The sequence below is a fragment of the Prosthecobacter sp. genome (assembly GCF_044222345.1).
In the GTDB taxonomy this organism is placed as follows: Bacteria; Verrucomicrobiota; Verrucomicrobiia; order Verrucomicrobiales; family Verrucomicrobiaceae; genus Prosthecobacter.
This window is the reverse complement of sequence record NZ_JBGANL010000018.1, coordinates 13,499-32,812: the sequence shown is the minus strand read 5'-3', so window position 1 is coordinate 32,812 and position 19,314 is coordinate 13,499. Positions and strand designations below refer to the sequence as shown.

Annotated in this window: 14 protein-coding genes; 9 read left to right on the top strand and 5 right to left on the bottom strand. The window is 59.1% G+C overall.

Annotated elements, in window-relative coordinates; genetic code table 11:
- The first annotated feature begins 8 nt into the window (after positions 1 to 8).
- Complete coding sequence (gene rnr, locus ACILSL_RS11750; protein WP_395732224.1) at positions 9 to 2,240, top strand: ribonuclease R; 2,232 nt, start codon at positions 9 to 11, stop codon at positions 2,238 to 2,240.
- A 6-nt stretch (positions 2,241 to 2,246) separates the two neighbouring features.
- On the opposite strand, the gene trpS is transcribed toward rnr, so the two are convergent.
- Genes trpS through ACILSL_RS11730 form a run of 4 tightly spaced genes read right to left on the bottom strand, consistent with a single transcriptional unit; the run spans position 2,247 to position 5,810 of the window.
- The gene (gene trpS / locus ACILSL_RS11745) at positions 2,247 to 3,212 is read right to left on the bottom strand and encodes a tryptophan--tRNA ligase (protein ID WP_395732223.1); all 966 of its coding nucleotides are present in this window, start codon (positions 3,210 to 3,212) and stop codon (positions 2,247 to 2,249) included.
- A gap of 34 nt (positions 3,213 to 3,246) precedes the next feature.
- On the bottom strand, positions 3,247 to 3,681 hold the full coding sequence (locus ACILSL_RS11740; RefSeq protein ID WP_395732222.1) for a universal stress protein: 435 nt from the start codon (positions 3,679 to 3,681) through the stop codon (positions 3,247 to 3,249).
- A 4-nt stretch (positions 3,682 to 3,685) separates the two neighbouring features.
- Positions 3,686 to 5,041 carry an Nramp family divalent metal transporter gene (locus ACILSL_RS11735; RefSeq protein WP_395732221.1) on the bottom strand — a complete coding sequence of 452 codons (1,356 nt, stop codon included), beginning with the start codon at positions 5,039 to 5,041 and terminating at the stop codon, positions 3,686 to 3,688.
- A gap of 16 nt (positions 5,042 to 5,057) precedes the next feature.
- The gene (locus ACILSL_RS11730; protein ID WP_395732220.1) at positions 5,058 to 5,810 is read right to left on the bottom strand and encodes a transporter; all 753 of its coding nucleotides are present in this window, start codon (positions 5,808 to 5,810) and stop codon (positions 5,058 to 5,060) included.
- Positions 5,811 to 5,984: 174 nt separating this feature from the next.
- Here ACILSL_RS11730 and mntR point away from each other — a divergent pair, with 174 nt between their 5' ends.
- The 8 genes from mntR (at position 5,985) to ACILSL_RS11690 (ending at position 18,700) form a co-directional block, all read left to right on the top strand.
- A complete protein-coding gene (mntR, locus tag ACILSL_RS11725) occupies positions 5,985 to 6,434 on the top strand; it encodes a transcriptional regulator MntR (protein WP_395732219.1) in 450 nt (149 codons plus the stop codon).
- Positions 6,435 to 7,024: 590 nt separating this feature from the next.
- Positions 7,025 to 7,564 (top strand): hypothetical protein, encoded by a 540-nt coding sequence (locus ACILSL_RS11720; protein ID WP_395732218.1) that lies wholly within the window; start codon positions 7,025 to 7,027, stop codon positions 7,562 to 7,564.
- Positions 7,565 to 7,854: 290 nt separating this feature from the next.
- Positions 7,855 to 9,201, top strand: coding sequence for a TolC family protein (locus ACILSL_RS11715; protein ID WP_395732217.1), 1,347 nt, complete (start codon positions 7,855 to 7,857; stop codon positions 9,199 to 9,201).
- A 13-nt stretch (positions 9,202 to 9,214) separates the two neighbouring features.
- The gene (locus ACILSL_RS11710; RefSeq protein WP_395732216.1) at positions 9,215 to 10,390 is read left to right on the top strand and encodes an efflux RND transporter periplasmic adaptor subunit; all 1,176 of its coding nucleotides are present in this window, start codon (positions 9,215 to 9,217) and stop codon (positions 10,388 to 10,390) included.
- A 5-nt stretch (positions 10,391 to 10,395) separates the two neighbouring features.
- Positions 10,396 to 13,608, top strand: a complete 3,213-nt coding sequence (locus tag ACILSL_RS11705) for an efflux RND transporter permease subunit (RefSeq protein ID WP_395732215.1) — start codon at positions 10,396 to 10,398, stop codon at positions 13,606 to 13,608.
- Positions 13,609 to 13,659: 51 nt separating this feature from the next.
- On the top strand, positions 13,660 to 14,163 hold the full coding sequence (locus ACILSL_RS11700) for a hypothetical protein (protein ID WP_395732214.1): 504 nt from the start codon (positions 13,660 to 13,662) through the stop codon (positions 14,161 to 14,163).
- Between the two features lie 104 nt (positions 14,164 to 14,267).
- The gene (locus ACILSL_RS11695; protein WP_395732213.1) at positions 14,268 to 15,518 is read left to right on the top strand and encodes a TolC family protein; all 1,251 of its coding nucleotides are present in this window, start codon (positions 14,268 to 14,270) and stop codon (positions 15,516 to 15,518) included.
- A gap of 35 nt (positions 15,519 to 15,553) precedes the next feature.
- Positions 15,554 to 18,700 carry an efflux RND transporter permease subunit gene (locus ACILSL_RS11690; RefSeq protein WP_395732212.1) on the top strand — a complete coding sequence of 1,049 codons (3,147 nt, stop codon included), beginning with the start codon at positions 15,554 to 15,556 and terminating at the stop codon, positions 18,698 to 18,700.
- On the opposite strand, the gene ACILSL_RS11685 is transcribed toward ACILSL_RS11690, so the two are convergent.
- Positions 18,697 to 19,278, bottom strand: coding sequence for a septal ring lytic transglycosylase RlpA family protein (locus tag ACILSL_RS11685; protein WP_395732211.1), 582 nt, complete (start codon positions 19,276 to 19,278; stop codon positions 18,697 to 18,699). The genes ACILSL_RS11690 and ACILSL_RS11685 overlap by 4 nt on opposite strands.
- Positions 19,279 to 19,314 lie beyond the last annotated feature (36 nt).

Sequence of the window (19,314 nt, the reverse complement as noted above, 5' to 3'; positions counted from 1 at the left end):
AGAAAAAGATGGATAAGAAACTACTGAGGTTGCTCGGCAGTGAGGAATACATACCCTCCAATGTGCCAGAGCTTCTCTCCCAAATGGGCATGAAGCCCAATCAACAGCAGGTATTGCAAAGCCTGCTCAAAAGCCTGGAGAAACAGGGTAAAATCGTACGCACGAAAGGCAATCGCTACATTGTGGCGAAGGAAGCTGATCTGGTGCCCGGGGTGATTCAGATCACGCGGGGCGGCCGTGGCTTTGTGCAGCCGGATGAAGCGGGGATCTCTGAAATTGGCATCTCGGAAAGCAATACCGGCACCGCCATGCATGGCGACCGTGTGCTGGTTCGCCTCGACGTCAGACCGGGGCAGCAGGACAAGATCGGCAGTGTGGTGAAGGTGTTGGAGCGCAGGCGTTCACAGTTCGTGGGCACCCTGCAGCGCTCGAAGCAGTTCCTGCATGTGACGCCGGATGATCCGCGTTTGCCCGGAGCGATTTATGTCTCGGAGCCGCGTGATGTGGGCCGCAAGCCCAACGTGGGAGACAAAGTGGTGGTGGAAATCACCCAATGGGATTCCAAGCAAACTGCGCCTGAGGGCGAGATCATCGAGGTGCTCGGTCCGCCGGATGAAGAGGGCGTGGACATGCTCTCCGTGCTGCGTCATTACGATCTGCCGCTGCACTTTCCGAAGAACGTGCTGCATGAAGCCAGCACCATCGCCAAATCTCGGCCCGACAATCAGCCGAGCGCGCAGGAGTGTGCCGGACGCGTTGACTGCCGTTCGCACAACGTCATCACCATCGACCCGGATGATGCAAAGGACTTTGATGATGCCATCTGCCTTCAGAAGCAGGGCGATCAGTGGCTGCTCTGGGTTCACATCGCCGATGTGTCGCACTATGTGATGCCGGGCAGCGCACTGGACATCGAGGCCCGGAAGCGCGGCAACTCGACCTACCTCGTGGATCGTGTGATCCCGATGCTGCCTGAAGCGCTCAGCAATGAGCTCTGCTCGCTCAAGCCGAACGTGGATCGTCTGACGAAGTGCGTGGAGTTTGTGCTGTCCAAGGATGGCCACGTCGTCAGCTCGAAATTCTACGCCGCCGTGATCCGCTCAAAGCGACGCTTCACCTACAAGGAGGCGTTTGCCGCCATCCAGGTGCCGCCAAACAATGAAACCGAGCAGATGCTGCACGATGCGCATGCGATGGCGCAGAAGGTGCGCCACCTGCGGTTCAAGAACGGCTCGCTGGATCTCGATTTCCCGGAAAACAAAATCCGCCTCGACGAACACGGCAAGGTGCTGCGCATCGAACGCATTGAGAACGATGTCTCGCATCAGTTGATCGAGGAGTACATGCTGCTGGCCAATGAGGCCGTCGCGGGTCGCCTCATGGGCCTGGACCGGCCCTCTGTGTATCGCGTGCATGAATCGCCCAAGGAAAAGCGGCTCAATGATTATCGCGAAGATGTGCTGAGCCATCGCGTGCCGTGCGGAAATCTCACGCATCGCCCGGAGGTGCAGAAGCTGCTGAGCCGGCTGGATGATCTGCCGATTGGACCAGCATTGAAAATCGGCTTCCTGCGCTCGATGATGCGTGCGCGTTACGCCGTGGAGCCGCTCGGTCATTACGGCCTTGCCAAGACGAAGTACACGCATTTCACCTCGCCGATTCGTCGTTACGCCGATCTCGTGGTGCACCGCTCCTTGTTCGACAAGGTCGAGCTGCAGGTGGGCATTGCCAAGCAGATTGCGGATCACATCAGTACGACTGAGAAGAATTCGTCGGATGCCGAACGCGACAGCAAGGAGGTCAAACTCTACGCCTATCTGAAGGCGCAGCTGGTCTCGAAAAAGCCGCAGCCCTATGTCGCGCTCGTCACCGATGTGCGGAACTTTGGCTTCTTCGTTGATGTGCCTGATCTCGGCCTCAGCGGTGGCGTGCCGCTTTCCGCGATCCAGGATGACTTCTATGTCTTTGATCCCGCCACTCGCCAGATCACGGGGCGTCACACGCGCAAAGTCATTAGCGTCGGCGACAACCTCGTCGTGCAGATCTACAAGGTAGACACCATCAAGAAGCAGGTGGATTTCATGCCCGTGCCGCAGCGTGGCAAACCGACGCGTTCCAATGATTCGGAACGTCAGGATCGGCGTGGGCCATCAAGCCGTGATCCAAAGCGGCCTTCGGCGGCGCCGCGCAAGCCGGGGCATGGCCACAAGCGTGCGCAGCAGAAGAAAAAGAAACGCTAGAGGATATCAACCCAGGCCCACCGCATCGCGCACACGACTGAGAGTCTTGCGTGCGACGGCGCGGGCTTTCTCAGCACCTTCAGCGAGTACTTTGTCCACGTAGCCTTTGTCGGCGAGGATTTCGTCACGCCGGGCGCGGAAAGGGGCAAAGTAGTCGGTCACGCCTTGCAGGAGGCGCTTTTTGAAGTCGCCATAACCGACGCCACCTTTGAGGTGATCCGCCACCATCGCATCGTAGTCAGCCTGTGAGGCCACGAGTTTGTAGAGGGCCAGGATGCTGCTGCCTTCGATGGGCTTGGGCGCTTCGACCGGCGTGGAGTCGGTCTGGATGCCCATGATCTTCTTTTTCAGCGGCCCGGGCTCTTCAAACAGCGGGATGGTGTTGTTGTAGCTCTTGCTCATCTTCTTGCCATCCAGACCAGGGACGACCGCAGTCGTTTCCTGGATGCGCGGCTGGGGCAGTTTGAAGAGGCCTGCGCCAAAGGTTTCATTCATCTTGATGGCGATGTCGCGGGTGACCTCGACATGCTGCTTCTGGTCTCTGCCCACCGGGACGACATCGCTGTCGTAGATCAGGATGTCCGCCGCCATGAGCACGGGATAGGCAAAGAGGCCGTGCGAAGGCGAAATGCCGTTGGCGATTTTATCCTTGTAGCTGTGGCAGCGCTCCAGCAGGCCCATAGGCGTGACGGTGCTAAGGATCCAGGAGAGCTCGCAATGCTCCGGCACGTCGCTCTGGCGGAAGAAGACGCATTTGTCTGGATCGAGACCGCAGGCGAGGAAATCGACGGCGAGCTCGCGGACGTAGCTTCGCAGCGCCTTGCCGTCCTGAACGGAAGTGAGCGAGTGGTAGTCGGCGATGAAATAGTAGGCGTCGCCTTCATGCTGCAGCTTGAGTGCAGGCTCCATCATGCCAAAGAAATTGCCGATGTGGAGTCTGCCGCTGGGTTGAAGGCCGGAAAGGATGCGCATAAGACCGCTGATATGGCGGGGGCCTGCGCTTTCGTCAAGATGCGCGCTTCGGCGGCACCACGAACAGCGGGACGTTTGCCTTGTGGCGGACGGCGTCGATGGTGCTGCCATGGATGATGTCGCCGATGAGGCGGTGGCCGTGGGAGGCGAGGGCGATGAGGTCGATGCGTTCTTCAGCAGCGACTTTGAGGATCTGATCAGGCGGCTCCCCGAGCACCAGGAGGATGTTGACGGTGAGATTGGATTCCACGCGCAGTTTCTCAGCCGTGGCTTCGAGGTAGCTCAGGTCCTGCTTCATCTCTTCGGATTCCGCGAGCTTGAGCTGGTCAAAGTTGCGCGCGGCCCAGCCGTCCGCGACGTGGACGAGGAGCAGCTCGCTTTGCATCAGCTTGGCGAGGGCGGTGACGGCGGGCAGCAGTTCCAGATCGGAAGCGCCGGTATCGAGGGCGACGAGGATTTTGCGGTACATGGCGTTAGATTCCGAGGGCGTTGATCCAGGACTGCGGGGCGAAGAAATCGAAGAGCAGTTTGAAATTGAGCACGATGATGACGGCGGCGCTGGCCCAGGCGAGGATCTTGATCCACACCGGATTGGCAAAGCGGCCCATCTTGGCCTTTTCATCCGTGAAGCGCAGCAGCGGCACCACGGCAAAGCTGAGCTGCATGGAGAGGATGACCTGGCTCCAGATGAGGAGGTCGGTGGTTTTATCCTCACCAAAATACCCAATGATGCACACTGCCGGCACCACGGCGATGAGGCGGGTGATCAAACGCCGCAGCCAGGGCTTGAGGCGGATGTTGAGGAAGCCTTCCATCACAATCTGGCCCGCGAGGGTGCCGGTGAGGGTGGAGTTTTGCCCGCTGGCCAGCAAAGCCACGGCAAACAGCGTGCTGGCCACGCCCACGCCGAGCACAGGGCTGAGCAGCTTGTAGGCTTCCTGAATTTCGGCCACATCACTGTGTCCGCTGGTATGAAACGCGGCGGCGGCTACGATGAGAATGCCGCCGTTGATGAAGAGCGCAAACATCAGCGCAAAGGTGGAGTCGATGGTGGCGAACTTGATGGCCTCGGCCTTGCCTTCATCATCGCGGGCAAAGTTGCGCGTCTGCACGATGGAGCTGTGCAGGTAGAGATTGTGAGGCATGACCGTGGCTCCCAGAATGCCGATGGCGACGAACAGCATCTCGCGGTTCTTCAAAATGGAGGCAGAAGGCACAAAGCCGGCGGCAATGCCCGCGAGGTCCGGTTTGGCAAAGAACATCTCGGCGGCGAAACAACCGCCGATGGTGAGGATGAGCGTGATGACGAGCGCCTCCACGTAGCGGAAGCCGCGGTTTTGCAGCAGCAGCACGATCATGACATCGAGCGTGGTGATGACGCAGCCCCAGACAAGCGGGATGCCAAAGAGCAACTGCAAACCGATGGCGGAGCCGACGACCTCGGCAAGATCACACGCGGCGATGGCCGCCTCACACAGAAACCACAGGCCCCACACGACCGGCCGTGGGTAATGATCCCGGCAGGCCTGCGCGAGATCCCGGCCCGTGGCGACGCCGAGTTTCACGCACAGGTGTTGCAGCAGGATGGCGATGAGGTTTGAAATCAGGATGACCGAGAGCAGCGTGTAGCCGTAGCGTGCGCCACCCGCGAGATCCGTCGCCCAGTTGCCGGGATCCATGTAGCCGACGGAGACGAGAAAGCCGGGGCCTGCATACGCGAGCATTTTGCGCCAGAAGGAACCGTCCTTCGGAACATGGATGGAGCGGAAGACTTCGGGCAACGAATCACCTCCGCGTGAGCGCCAGCCTGTGTCAGGAGTATTTTCCATGGGTATGGGTGTAGAATTAGAAGCGGAAAGACACGCCGACAAAGGGATTGATGGCTTCCTGGGCGTTGTAGTACCAGTTTGCGCCGACGTCGAATTTCAGGTTTGATGTGACGAGATAGGTGAAGCCGCCGTCCAGGGATGACTGCCAGTAGCGGCCTTCGTCCGTGAGATAGCCCTGGTAGGTCTCCACATAAAAGCCGAGTTTTTCTGTCAGGTCGCGTCCGATCGCGATCGTGAAGGCGGGCTCGAAATAGCGCGTCTGGTGGTCTGTGACAGCCATGGAGAGGAAGATGCTAGAGCCGAGCTCCCAGCCACCGCCGATGTCGAGCTCCTGATTGATGGTGAGGCCATATTCCCAACGCTGATTTCCCAGGCCTTGAGTGGCCGTGGGGGCCTTGGTCCATGGCAGCAGAGCCAGGGCGTAGGGGCCTTCGTCGTTGCCAACGAGACTTGTTTTCATGCGGAGGTACAAGTCTCCGCTGCCGCTGTTTTCACCGATCAGCACGCTTTCAGCGTCTTCACTGCGATGGAGCAGCCGGGGCGCCCAGCCGATCTGCAGGTCGGTGTTGTGAGTGATGCCGTATTTAAAAATGAAGTCGCAGAAAGAGGTGTCATCAGACCTCTCACCCGCCTGCCGGCTGCGGGTGAAGGAGATGAGGTTGCTTTCGACCTGAAACCAGCCTTTCGGGACCGTGTGAGCGGACTCGGTCTGGTCTGGTCGGTCGGTGCTCAGCGGACGCACCGGCTGCTGTTCAGCGGCGCACAGCATTGCCGCTGAGAGCGCGAGACAGGTGAGTGTAATTATATTTGTGCGCATTAAAAAAGTTAGGTGGGACTAACAACATGGGTCCGACTAAGGCGCAAGCATTAATTTTAGCTTGGGCTAACTTTGCGGCGAGATGATTCGCTTTGCCTCCACTGGCAGCCCGGCTAAAATTCAGAAATGTCTGCCAAGCGACAAGAAACCACCGCGCATGTTCACTCGCCGGCCATCGAGGATTATCTGGAGCAAATCCATAATCTCATCGAAGGGAAGGGGTATGCCCGCGTGGTGGACATCGCCAAAAACCTGGGGATTTCACAGGCCAGCGTCACCAACATGATTCAGAAGCTCGATGCCGAGGGTTTTGTGGTCTATGAGAGGTATCGCGGCGTGGTTTTGACCGCAGAAGGCCACAAGGTGGGGGCTGAAATCGCTCGGCGGCACGAGGTTTTGACTCGACTGCTGGCGGGTTTCGGGCTTGATCCGCAAACCGTTCATGAGGATGTGGAGGGAATGGAGCACCACATCAGTCGTCAGACGCTGGACGTGCTCACCCTGCTGATGGAAGAACTGGAAGGAAACGCTGTCTTGATGAGCAAGCTGCGGAACAAATTGGCGGGCCTTGCCTGATGAATGAAGTCTAAAGAATTGGCTCACACTTGATAAGCAAATAATAAAAAGCTTGTGATAGCCACCACGACAACCTCGCGTTAACTCGTAAAGTTGATCCTAAAATGCGCTGGTACCTGTACATCCCATCCATCCTCGTCCTGCTCACGCTTGGGGTGGAGTTGTGCACCTCGCATGGTGCTTCAGAGGCAAAGGGGCCGTCCAGCCTTGCCTGTGTTTTGGATGATGACGACGTTGAATTGAAGCAGGACTTTGAGCGTGAAAATACATTCACGGAATGCGACTCGTTCCTTTTGTCAGGAGTGAATTTAGTGATTCAACGTCTGACTTCAGACTTCGTTTTGTCGCTCGAAGGAGTTGCAATCGTTAAAGTCTGCTCAGGAGTCCGCCGGCACCGGTGGTTGTGCAAAGAATGCTGTTGATGATGATGCACGAAAATGCTGCAGAGCAGATCTCAGGTGTGCTCTAAACAGGCAGCGGGAATGCCATAGACAGGCATGGGGAATGCTATACGCGGGCTGGTGAGCAGATTGTTTGCTTCAGCTTCCATTGTCACATCACGGCCGGGCCGATTGGGTCTCTGTCAGTCCATGCCGCAGTTACTTTTTTCCACGAGATCATGTCTTTCAATTTCTTTGTTAATGAACACTATTCTTTCAATTCTTCTCAGCCTGCTTCTTACCGGCGTTGCGTCTGCCGGTTCGATCATGCTCAACGTTAAAGCTTCCAGCGAAAACAAAACCGCCGACAAGAAAAAAGCCGAAGTCACCCGCGCTTTCTGGCTCAATGTGCGTGACACCAACCCCTCTTGCTCCAGGCTGGAAGGAGTGACGCTGAAATGGACCTTGTTTGCCGCCAACCTTCGGCGCGGTGCGGACAGCATTGTGGTCGAGAAATCTGGCGATATCAAAATCAGTGTGGATGCCAACGGCAGGTATGCAGACCTGACCACTCCCAAGGTGGCCTTTGTCTATACGCCCATGCATTCTGAGCGCAAAGGCAGGTCTTCCATCACCGTCGAGGAGGCTGGACATCGCTACCATGGCTACCATGTGCAGGTGCTGAATGGAGATGTTCTTCTTGGGGAACTCTGGAGCAATGAGGCATTGCGGAAGCAGCAACTCAAGTAACCCTTTGAATCCGAGGTTGATCGAGCCGCGCCTTTTCAAGAACACAAAGCAAACTGTCCGCTGTCAAAGCTGCCGCCGTCAGATGCGTGGCTGTTTTGCACCACCCCTTTGAGTTCATGGACAGGCGGTGTCTTCTCTCACGGCACCCTGCCTGAAAAACCGGCCGCGATTTTCGGTCATGGATCATTCTGCTCCCTCCAAACTCCTTCAGTGAATTGAATACGCGCATGACGCCGCATCCCATGGGTCAAACTTTCCCCTCTCAAATGTCATTCTTGAGTCCATCTTGCATGAAAACCTGCCTTTACCTTCTCCTCTTGACGCTGGGTCTGGAAATCCAGGCAGCTGCTGCGAATCCCCCTGCCATGCCGGAGGATGCCGGCGGACCTTCGGCGGAGCGTCTCGCGGAGCTGACCCGATCCACCTCCCGGCGCACGCCGATCAAGCTGGAGGATTACCTGGCTAAAGTGGCGGCCTCAAACCTCGGCTATGCGTCACAGCGCTACAATGTGTCGATCGCCGAGGCGGCGATCATGGCCTCGAAGGTTTTTCAAAACCCGGTGCTGCAAATCGGCAACATGCGGGACATTTCAAACAGCGGCGGACAAAAGCTCCCGGGTTTTTACAACGGGTATATATCACAAACCATCGAGCTCGGCGGCAAGCGGCGCGAACGACAGCTGGTGGCCCGGAAAAACTATGCGGCGGTGGCCTCCAATTTGCAGAGTTTCCTGCAAAATCTGCGCCTGGATGCCTCGGGTGCTTATGCAGATGCCATTGCCATGGGGCAGGTGGCTTCGCAGTACCAGCGCACCGCCTCCCTGCTGCGGGACCTGCTGCAGGCCCAGCAGGAACGTCAGAAGGCGGGAGACATCAGTGATGTGGATCTGTTGCAGACACGGGTCGAAGTTCGCCAGTACGAGGCCGAGCTGCTCAATGCGCAGGCCCAGGCCACCAACGCTGAGCTTGGTCTCAATGCCTTTCTGGGGCCGCAGTTTTCCAGCACTCACTGGCAGCCTGTGGGAACTTTGGAAGTAACACCTCAGAGCACGGATCTGCTCAAACTGCTTTCCAGCGCCATCCGCAACCGCCCGGATCTGGTGGCCATGCGCCACCGGCGTGATGCAGCAGGCGAAAACATCAAACTGGAAAAGGCCAATCGTGTTCCCGATCTGACCGTGGGGGTGGGTTGGACCAACAGCACCTACTCGGGCAACACGACCTCCCCGCAGCCGAATTACAACATGATGGGAATGCAGTTCTCATTGCCGCTTCCCATTTGGAATCGCAACAAGGCCGGGATCGCCTCTGCGCAAGCTCAGGCAAGCCAGTCACAGCTGGACCTTGACGCTGCAGAAGTGCAGGCAGGAGTGGACGTTCGCCGGGCGCTTTCCCTCTATGGCACCGCACGTGAGCGGGTGGATCTTTATCAAGGCGGCGTATTGAAGGATGTCGATGCCGCTTTGGAAAAGCGGGTCGTCAGCTACAAGCGCGGCGGCTCCTCGCTGCTGGAGCTGCTGGATGCCCAGCGCAAGGCCAACGAGGTCTGGCAGAGTTTTTACAGCGCCCAAAGCGACCATGCCCGCGCGGTCATTGAACTGCATCGCGCCGCCGGCATCTGGATCATCCACTTCTGACCCCCGCTCATTCATGCAAATCATCAAATACTCATGGCTTTTGGCGCTGCTTTTGGCGTCCTGCAAACCCGCTCCGGTCGTGGAGATAGACCGGTTCCCGGTCAAAGTGGAAAAGAACCATCTGATTTTCACGGCGGGTGATCCCCAGCTGAAGTCCATCGGAGTTCAGCAGGCGAAGGAGAACGACACCGTGATCCTGCACCTCACCGGCAAGCTGGTGTGGAACGAGGACGTCACCACCAATGTCTTCTCTCCTCTGGCCGGACGTGTGGCCAGCATCAAAGGGGCGCGCGGGCAGAAGGTGAAAGTGGGGGATGAGCTGGCGCGCATCACATCGCCGGATTTTGGCCAGGCCCAGGCAGACGCGGTGAAGTCTGAGGCGGATCTGGCGCTGGCAAAGAGAGTGCTGGATCGCACCCGGGATTTGCTGAAGCAGGGCGTGCTGCCTCAGAAAGAACTGGATACGGCACAGAATGCTTTTGATGACGCTCAATCAGAGCGCGACCGTGCCGTGGAGCGCCTCGCCGTCTGGGGCGGGCGCGGAGGCGACGTGAACGGTGCTTTTGCACTCAAAGCGCCCATGGATGGAGTCATTGTGGATCGCAATGTGCAGCCGGGGCAGGAGGTGAGATCTGATCAGATGCTGGCAGGCATGGCTGTGGTGGCCGCTCCACTGTTCATCATCTCAGATCCTGAATCCTTGTGGGTGCATCTGGATGTCAGCGAGCAGGATTTGTCGAACCTGCAGGTGGGGCAGAAGCTGGAAATCCGTTCCCGGGCCTATGGAGATCAGGTCTTCCCGGGCGTGCTCACAGTGATCGGGCAGTCGCTGAATCCGGAAACACGCACTGTGGTGGCCAAAGGTTCCGTGGCGAATCCCAAGAAGCTGCTCAAGGCGCAGATGTATGTGGACGTCAATGTCATTACCCAGGTGCCCCGGATGCCACAGGTGCCGGTCAAGGCGGTCTTTTTGCGCGAGGGCAAGGCCTGCGTGTTCGTGCGCCAATCAGAGAGTGACTTTGAAATGCGCCAGATCACCACCGCTGCGGAGGATGCCGGGCATGTCTTCGTCAGCAAAGGACTCAATGCCGATGAAGCCGTGGTCTCTGAAGGGGCGCTCGTGTTGGAGAGCCTCCTTGATGCCAATACCAGCACCGCAAACGCCAGCTCAGAGAAGGCTGAACACTAAACACCATGGGCACGCTGACCAAATACGTTCTTAAACACCGGCCCATTGCCTTTGCGCTGATGGTGCTTTTTGTGCTTGCCGGTGCGCTGGCCTTCAACCGCCTGCCGGTTGAGGCCTATCCCGATGTCACCAATGTTTCGGTGCAGATCATCACGCTGCTGCCGGGGCGTGCCGCCGAAGAGGTGGAGCGTCTCGTGACGGTGCCCATTGAGAATGCCATGAACAGCATTCCCAAGCGGTCCTCCATCCGTTCGGTTTCGCTCTTCGGGCTCTCGCAGGTCACCATCGTTTTCGATGATGATGCCGACCGCGCCTACTGCCGGAACATGGCTTTCCAGCTGCTTTCCAGCGTGAATCTGCCGCCGGATGCCGACACCCGCCTTTCGCCAGACACCACACCCGTCGGGGAGATTTACCGTTACACGCTGGATGCGCCGAAGAGCATGCCCTCCACCGAGTTGCGCGCCGTTCAGGACTGGATCGTGGAGCGCCAGCTGCGTACGGTTTCCGGGGTCGTCGATGTCATCGGCTTCGGTGGTGCCACCAAGCAGTATCAGGTGCTGATCGATCCCATGAAGCTGCTGTCCTATGACATTTCGCTGCGCCAGGTGCTCGATGCACTCTCCGCCGGGAACAAAAATGCGGGCGGCGCCTACATCGAGCATGGGCCTGAAATGTTCATTGTGCGCGGCCTCGGTTTTGTGCAGTCGCTTGAAGACATCGGGCTGATCGCGGTGGAGACACGCGGTGGCACGCCCATCCGCGTCAAAGACCTGGGCCGCGTCCTCATCGGCGAACAGCTTCGCCTCGGGCGTGTGGGGCGCAGCATCCCTGCTGAAAATTACGAACTGGATGACGCCATCGAGGGCATTGTCATGCTCCGCAAAGGGGAGAACGCCACGGATGTGCTCGAAGGCGTGCGGGCAAAGATCGACATCATCAACACCAAGTTTCTGCCTGCCGGAGTGCACATCCACATGCATTACGACCGCACCAATCTCATCAACCGCACCCTGCACACCGTGCATAAAAACATGGCGGATGGCATCGGCCTCGTGCTGCTCGTGCTCATTTTGTTTCTGGGGCTGGGAAACATCCGCTCCGCGCTCGTGGTCGCCGCCGTGGTGCCGCTGTCCTTGCTGGGCGCCTTCCTCATGCTGGATCTGCGCGGCATTCCAGCCAATCTCATTTCCATGGGGGCCATCGACTTCGGCATCATCGTGGATTCCGCCGTGGTCGTGATCGAAGATCTGCTGCGCATGATGCATGAGCGGCGGGACAAAAAAGAGTCCCTGTTTAAACTCCTGCCCAAGGCCGTCGGGCAGATGGGGCGCCCCATCCTCTTTTCCAAAGCCATCCTCCTCACCGCTTTCCTGCCGCTCTACACCATGCAGCGTGTTGAGGGGAAAATCTTCAAGCCGATGGCTCTCACTCTGACCTTTGCGTTGATTGCCGGGACCATTCTGGCCCTGACCATTGTGCCGCTGCTGGCCAGTTACGCGCTCAAGAAGGGGCCAGGAGAGCATGAGTCATGGCTCGTGCGCCTTCTCCTGCGCATCTACCGCCCGTCGCTTGGCTGGGCGCTCAAGCATGGCCGCATGGTCGTTCTCAGCGGGGTGGTCATGCTGGCCTTTGCGGGTGTGGTCTCCTCTCACACGGGCACGGAGTTCCTTCCCAAGCTGGACGAAGGCTCCCTCTATATCCGCTCTTTCCTGCCGCAGACCATCTCGCCCTCCGAGTCCGCCCAGATCATGCGCCGCATGCGTGGTGTGCTCGCCTCCTTCCCGGAATCCAAATCCATCATCACTCAAAATGGCCGCCCGGACGATGGCACGGACGTCAACGGCTTCGATGTCAGTGAAACCTCCGTGGATCTTTATCCGCGTGAGGAATGGAAGACCGCCAAGGAGCGGGATGGCCTCGTCAAAGCCATGAAAGCAAAGCTCAACATCGAAGTGCCCGGCGTGCAGTTTCAGTTCAGCCAGATCATCGAGGACAACGTCAATGAAGCCATCTCCGGCGTGAAGTCCGAGCTGAGTGTGAAAATCTTCGGGGATGAACCCGAGAAACTCCAGCAGCTTGCGGATCAGATCGTGGACATTCTCAACACCGTCCCGGGTGCCGCGGACGTGGGCACTGACCGCCTCATGGGCCAGCCTCAGGTGCAGATTGCCGTGGACCGGAATGCCATCTCCCGTGTTGGATTGTCGATGACGGATGTGCAGTCTGTCATCGAGACCTCGATGGGCGGTTCCGTCGCCACCAAGGTGCTCGAAGGCGAGCGCACCTTTGATCTCGTGGTCAAAATGATTCCGCGCTCCGTTGCCAGCATAGACGGCATCCGGCGCATTCCTGTGTCTGGATCCGATGGCGAACGACTCACGCTCGGGGCGCTGGCCTCTGTGGATGTGAAGCCCGGGTTTGCCCGCATCTATCGCGAAGAAAACGCCCGGTTGACGGCGGTGAAGCTCGCGGTGCGTGGGCGCGATCTGGGAACCCTGGTGGCTGAAGCGCAGCAGAAGGTCAATGCGCAGGTCGTGCTGCCCAAGGGGTTTCGCCTGGAATGGACCGGTGCATTCGAAAACCAGCAGCGCGCCGTGCGACGTCTGATTCTGGTCGTGCCCATCACCCTCGTGGCGATTTTCTTCCTGCTCTTCACCGCGTTTGATTCCGCGAAGCTCGCCACCCTCATCCTGCTCAATGTTCCCTTTGCGGCGGTGGGGGGAATTCTTGTACTCCCGCTGGCGGGGCTGGCGATGTCTGTTTCCGCCTTGGTCGGCTTCATCGCTCTTTTTGGTGTGTCGGTGCAGAACGGGGTGCTGTTGGTCGAGCGCATTCGTGAATTGCGCAAGGAAGGCATGCGCATGGCCGAGGCGGTTCGGGAGGGGGCCATCAGCCGTGTGAGACCGGTCGTGATGACCGCCGCCATGGCGGCCCTGGGCCTGCTGCCTGCGGCGTTGTCCCATGCCGTCGGTGCGGAAACAGCACGTCCCTTTGCCTGCGTCATTATCGGGGGGTTGATCACGGCCACCCTGCTCACCCTTTTCATTCTTCCGGTACTTTACCCCCATTTTGATGCCGGCGAAGAAGGCCTGCACAGCAAGTACGTTCTCATCGAAGGCCCGGATCACCAGCCGTTCTTATCTTTGCATGAGAAAAAAAAGCTGGATGAACCGGAAACGCCCGCAGACCCGCCTGAAGGGCACGGGCTTGGTTAATTTTTCATGCTGGAAACTGCCGGGCTGTGCGTTATTGTCCTACATATACGCATGAAATCTCACCGCCATGACTCCAAGCCGCTCGTCCGGTTGGTGCATTTGCTGCTGCTGATTGGCTGGATGCTGTCCTCTCATGGGATCGCACCGGCCATCTGCATGGCGGCGGCTATGATTGACGGTGATCACGCTGTGAAGGTGGGTGTGTCCAACAAAGGAGCCCTGACGGTGGTGCTTTCTCATGCAGGCAAGTCCGCCGCTGAGCTCACGATTCATGAGCACGACGCCCTCTGCAGAGTGCTGGTGGCTTTTGCCGAAGCGCCTGCATCCAATGCGGCGGACCACGTCCTGGCATTCAAACAAGTCGATGACGCTTCACGTGCGCAGCGACTCATGACATCCACGGAAGGCATCGCCAAAGCAGCGGCCCCTGCGCATGTCGTGGCCCACTGCCGCCTCGCAAAGCCTGTGGTGGCTGCTGCCGCCGGGCGCTCGCAGAGAACCTCATGGTCGCATGGCCTTGCCCTGAAGGCTGGCCGGACCGTCATGCGTTGTTGAGCAATGGATTGAATCTCCGGGGCCGCAAAAGCGGACATAGCGGGCACATGCTGCGGATGAATCCGCCTGGCCCATGACTCATCATCTATTCTCAAATCACGCGCATGAAACTTTCCTCTCTTCTTCTCTCTCTGCTTGTTTGTCTCCAGTTGCCCTCCAGGGGCGAAACGGAGCCCGTCTCTGTCAATTCCCTCGTTCTCAAGGCTCTCGCCACACACCCGGAGCTTCGTTATTACGAGGCCCAGATCGATGTCGCCCAAGGTGGTAAAACCAAGGCGGGCGAAATTAAAAACCCGGACCTGATGGTCGGCGTCGGCAACTGGCATATTCGCGATCTCGCCACGAACCAAGTCACCGATGGCCCCACCTGGGCGGTGCAGCTCACGCAAACTTTCGACTGGCCCGGGCGCCTTTCCCTGCGCAAGGCCATCGCACAAAAAGACATTGAGCTGGCCCAGCTCGGGATCGCTCAGTTTCGTGCGGCTCTTGCCGGCCGGGTGCGAACCATCTCATGGAAGCTGCTGGCCGCGCAGGAGCAAACCCGTGCCGCCGATGAAGTGGCAAAGCGCTTCCAGTCCCTCGCCTCGGTGCTTCTGCAGCGTGATCCTGCCGGTGCCGCGCCGCGCCTGGAGGCTCGCATCATTCAAGCCAGCGCGCTCACTCTCGGCGCGGAGGCCACCCTCGCGCGCAATGAACTGGCCGCCGCCCGCTTTGAACTGAACCAGCTTTTGGGTGAAAAAGCCGAACATCCGCTGGAGCTGCGCATGGAAGATCTCGTGCTCAATCCACCACCGCCTCTCGAGTTCCTGCTGGCCGAGGCACGCCGTAAAAACTTCGCTTTGCGTGCCCGCTTCATTGATGTGGAGCAGCAGGGCTACCATGTGGCTCTTGCCAAAAACGAGCGCTGGCCGTCCATCACCGTGCAGACTTACCTCCAGAAGCAGACGACGTTCACGCGGGAAGCCCAGGTGGGCATCGGTGTTTCCATTCCGCTGCCCTTGTGGAACCGCAACAAGGGGGCCATCGACACCGCGAAAGCCAAGGAGGTGCAGGCGGAGGTCATGCTCACTGCCCAGATGCGCCAGCTCGAGCGTGACGTTGCTGCGCAGGCCAGCCATTACCGCATCCATACCGAGGAGCTTGCCAAATGGCCGGCTGACACGCTGGAAAGCTTTCGCAAAGCGGCAGCAGAAGCCGATGAGCACTATCGTCTGGGCGCGCTGCCGCTGGCGACTTACACGGAGCTGCAACGTCAGTACATCGCCTCCGTCAAAGCCGTGCTCACCTCACAGCTCGGCGCTGTGGACGCACGTCTGCAGCTTGAGCAGCTCACGGGCAGCACTTTGGTGAAATAGGCCGCATCGCATTTTGAACCTCATCTTTTGCGATCATGCTCAATTTCATTCTCGAATTCTCTGTCCGCCAGCGTGCCCTCGTGTTGCTGGGGGCTTTCGGCCTGCTCGGTGCGGGCTTGTATTCACTCATGCACCTGCCCATCGATGCGGTGCCGGATCTCACCGGCCCGCAGGTTCAGGTGAACGTGGCCGTGCCAGCCCTGGCTCCTGAGGAGTCCGAACGCGCCGTCACCCGCCCCATCGAAATGGCGCTCTCCGGCATGCCCGGCGTACTCGACTCGCGTTCGATCACGAAGTTTGGCCTCAGCCAGGTCACGGTTCAATTTGAAGACGGTGCGGACATTTTTCGTGCTCGCCAGCTCGTCACCGAGCGTCTGACCGCCGTGATGCGCGATCTCCCGCCGGGCAGTTCGCTCAGCCTCGCCCCCATCAGCACGGGGCTCGGTGAAATCTTCTACTACACACTCCATTGGAAGAAGGGGGCCAAGGAGAAGCCCGCTGATGAAAATGAGGGCCTCATGCGTCTGTGGGAGACACACGAATACATCGTGAAACCGCACCTGCGCGTCGTTCAAGGCGTCGCCGAGATCAACAGCAACGGCGGTCACCAGCGGCAGGTCACCGTTGAGCCCATGCTCGATAAATTAAAGGCGGCGAACATGACCGTGGGCGAACTCGCCGCCATCATCCGTGGCAATGTCGAAAACGCTGGCGGCGGCGTCATCAATCGCGGCGGCGAGCAGCTCACCATTCGCAGTGTGGGCCGTGTCAGCACAGCGGAGGAAATCGCCATGTTGCCGATCAAATTCGGTGCTGCCATCGAGCCGCTTCGGGTGAAGGACGTGGCCAAGGTGCAGTGGGGCGCCGGATTTCGCGGCGGTGCGGCCACCATGGACGGTGAAGAGGTCGTGCTCGGAACCGTGATGATGCTCATGGGGCAGAATGCACGAGTGGTCTGCCATCGTGTGGCACCACGGCTGGAGGAGCTGAAGGAGAAGCTGCCTGCAGGCATGGATGTGACTGTCGTGTACGAACGTTCTGATCTCGTCGAAGCCACTGTGGGTACCGTGGAAAAAAACCTCCTCGAAGGGGCCGTGCTCGTCATCGTCGTCCTGCTCATCCTGCTTGGAAACTGGCGTGCGGCCTTGATCGTGGCGCTCGCCATTCCGCTGTCATTCCTGTTCGCCATCTGTGGCATGGTGCAGGGAGGCTGGTCGGGCAATTTGATGAGTCTTGGCGCGGTCGATTTCGGTCTCATCATCGACGGTGCCGTGGTCATGGTCGAAAACATCATCCGCAGGATCGGGGTCAAGCAGCATCACCTCGGACGAATTCTCACCAAAGAAGAGCGTTCACGCGAAGTGCTCGCCGGCAGCAAGCAGATGGCCAGCCCGATGTTTTTCGGGGTGCTCATCATCACCATCGTTTATCTGCCGATTCTGACGCTCACGGGCACCGAAGGAAAAATGTTCCGCCCCATGGCGGTGACGGTGATTTTTGCGCTCGCCGGTGCCCTGCTGCTGGCGCTGACGCTCATGCCCGCGATGTGCTCGTTCTTCCTCGGCGGCAATGTCGCGGAAAAGGACAACTGGATCATCTCAGCTCTCAATCGCGTGTTCCAGCCCATGCTGCGCGCCGCCATCAAAATGCGCTGGGCGGTGGTGCTTCTGGCCGTCGCCTTCTTTGCGTTCTGCGGCTGGCGCTTCAGCACTCTGGGGGCCGAGTTCGTGCCCAAGCTGGACGAAGGCTCCATTGCCGGGATGATTTACCGCAAAGTCGGCATGAGCCTCAAGGAGTCGCTGCATGAGGACCTTGTGCTTGGCAAGATGGTGCGTGAAAAGTTTCCGCAGGTCACCAGCTTTTTCACCCGAAGCGGCACCAGCGAAGTCGCCACCGACCCGATGCCGCCAAACGAAACGGATTTCTACGTCTTCTACACACCCGTCTCCGAGTGGCCCAAAGGCCCCGGCCTTCCCACCAGCAAGGCCGAACTTTGCGCCGCCATCGAGAAGGAGGCGCTCAGCGAGCACGAAGACCAGAGCATCGAATTCGGCCAGCCGATCGAGACACGCTTCAATGAAATGATGGAAGGTTCCAAGGCCGAGCTCACCGTGCGCATCTATGGCATCGATTTTGACCTGCTCGAAAAGCTTGCCAGCCAGATTCGTGACATCATCAACAACACTCCGGGCGGATCCGCTGAGCTTGAAACAGATGGTCGCACCAGCACCGTCGTCATGCAGGTGAAGCGCGACATCCTCACCAAGTACAACGTCCCTCTTGCCGAGCTCAATCATGCCGTCTCAGCCGGCCTCGGCGGGGAGGTGTCCGGTCAGGTCGTCGAAGGCAATCGCAAGCGTGACATCGTCGTGCGCCTGCCCGAGGAGGATCGTGCCAAGGAGGAGATCATGAAGAGCCTGCCCCTGCGTGTTGGCGACTTCGGCATGCTCTCGCTGGGAGATGCGGTGGACATTCGCACGGAGAAAACTGTGGAACCCATCCGCCACAGCCGCACGCAACGCCGCGCGGCCTTGCTCGTCGGCGTGAAAGACCGCGACATGGAAGGCTTCGTCAACGAGGCTACGGCGCGCATCAAAAAAGAAGTGACCTTCCCCGAGGGCTACAGCTTCGAATTCGGCGGCACTTTTAAAAATCTCCAGGAAGCCCGTGCTCGTCTCCTCATCGTGGTGCCCACCGCCTTGGCGCTCATCCTGATGCTCATCTTCTTCGCCTTCGGCAGCATCCGCCAGACACTCCTCGTCGCCACGGGTATCCCGCTCGCGCTGACCGGCGGCATCATTGCTTTGGAACTGCGCGGCATGCCCTTCAGCATCACTGCCGCCGTCGGCTTTATTGCCTTGAGCGGTGTCGCGGTGCTCAACGGCCTCGTCTTGGTGAACTACTTCAACGAATTGCGTGAGGAAGGCATGAGCGTCCGCGATGCCGTTCTCAATGGCGTCGCCACACGACTGCGCCCCGTCATGATGACCGCGCTCGTCGCCGCGCTCGGTTTCGTGCCCATGGCCCTCGCGCATGGAGCGGGAGCCGAGGTGCAGCGCCCGCTCGCCACCGTCGTCATCGGCGGCATCATCAGCTCCACGTTGCTCACGCTGCTGCTGCTGCCGATGCTCTATGACTGGATCGAACGCAGTGCAAAGACGGAGGAGCCTTCAGCCGATTAACGATAACCGGGCGGCGGAGGCGGGATGCCCGCAGGCGGCGCGCTGGTGCCGTATCCTGCGGGTGGAACCGACGTGGGCCTTGAGTAGGGTCTGACCGCAGGTTTTGTCATACGGGGTGAAGGTGGCGGAGCCCCGTAGGTGGCTGGCGCTGTTCCGCCATGCCTGGATGCTGGTGGAGAGGAGTAATTTGCCGCCGGGGCCGTGCCACCAGCAATCGTTTTGGCCGTCACAGTCACATCACCGAGCTGGTGATGGGGAATTTGAATGTATTCAGCAGCGGCGCGGGAGAGATTGATGACGCGGTTCGGGTAATAGGGAAAGCGGTCGGTCACTGTCACGTTCACTGTGCGGCCGTTGCTGTGGTTCTTCACCCTGACCACCGTGCCGAAGGGCAGGGTGTTGTGCGCTGCGGTCCAGCCCTGGGGGTGATAGATGGACCCCGAGGTGGTGTACTGGCCTGCATATTGATCCGCGATGTAGGAGGCATATCCTCGCATCTCATACGCAGGCTTGGCGCAGCTGGCCAGCAGAGCGGGCACCGAAATGGCAAGGAATTGAAGAAGTTTGGAAAGGTTCATATTCTGCTTTTATGAACATAACAAGATTGGCACTCG

Excerpts from the sequence above, each read along its gene's own strand:
- ACILSL_RS11705 (WP_395732215.1), top strand. The coding sequence starts at position 10,396 with ATGGGCACGCTGACCAAATACGTTCTTAAACACCGGCCCATTGCCTTT.
- ACILSL_RS11730 (WP_395732220.1), bottom strand. The coding sequence starts at position 5,810 with ATGCTGTGCGCCGCTGAACAGCAGCCGGTGCGTCCGCTGAGCACCGAC.
- ACILSL_RS11735 (WP_395732221.1), bottom strand. The coding sequence starts at position 5,041 with ATGGAAAATACTCCTGACACAGGCTGGCGCTCACGCGGAGGTGATTCG.
- ACILSL_RS11690 (WP_395732212.1), top strand. The coding sequence starts at position 15,554 with ATGCTCAATTTCATTCTCGAATTCTCTGTCCGCCAGCGTGCCCTCGTG.
- trpS (WP_395732223.1), bottom strand. The coding sequence starts at position 3,212 with ATGCGCATCCTTTCCGGCCTTCAACCCAGCGGCAGACTCCACATCGGC.
- ACILSL_RS11700 (WP_395732214.1), top strand. The coding sequence starts at position 13,660 with ATGAAATCTCACCGCCATGACTCCAAGCCGCTCGTCCGGTTGGTGCAT.
- ACILSL_RS11740 (WP_395732222.1), bottom strand. The coding sequence starts at position 3,681 with ATGTACCGCAAAATCCTCGTCGCCCTCGATACCGGCGCTTCCGATCTG.
- ACILSL_RS11710 (WP_395732216.1), top strand. The coding sequence starts at position 9,215 with ATGCAAATCATCAAATACTCATGGCTTTTGGCGCTGCTTTTGGCGTCC.
- rnr (WP_395732224.1), top strand. The coding sequence starts at position 9 with ATGGATAAGAAACTACTGAGGTTGCTCGGCAGTGAGGAATACATACCC.
- ACILSL_RS11720 (WP_395732218.1), top strand. The coding sequence starts at position 7,025 with ATGCCGCAGTTACTTTTTTCCACGAGATCATGTCTTTCAATTTCTTTG.
- mntR (WP_395732219.1), top strand. The coding sequence starts at position 5,985 with ATGTCTGCCAAGCGACAAGAAACCACCGCGCATGTTCACTCGCCGGCC.
- ACILSL_RS11695 (WP_395732213.1), top strand. The coding sequence starts at position 14,268 with ATGAAACTTTCCTCTCTTCTTCTCTCTCTGCTTGTTTGTCTCCAGTTG.
- ACILSL_RS11715 (WP_395732217.1), top strand. The coding sequence starts at position 7,855 with ATGAAAACCTGCCTTTACCTTCTCCTCTTGACGCTGGGTCTGGAAATC.
- ACILSL_RS11685 (WP_395732211.1), bottom strand. The coding sequence starts at position 19,278 with ATGAACCTTTCCAAACTTCTTCAATTCCTTGCCATTTCGGTGCCCGCT.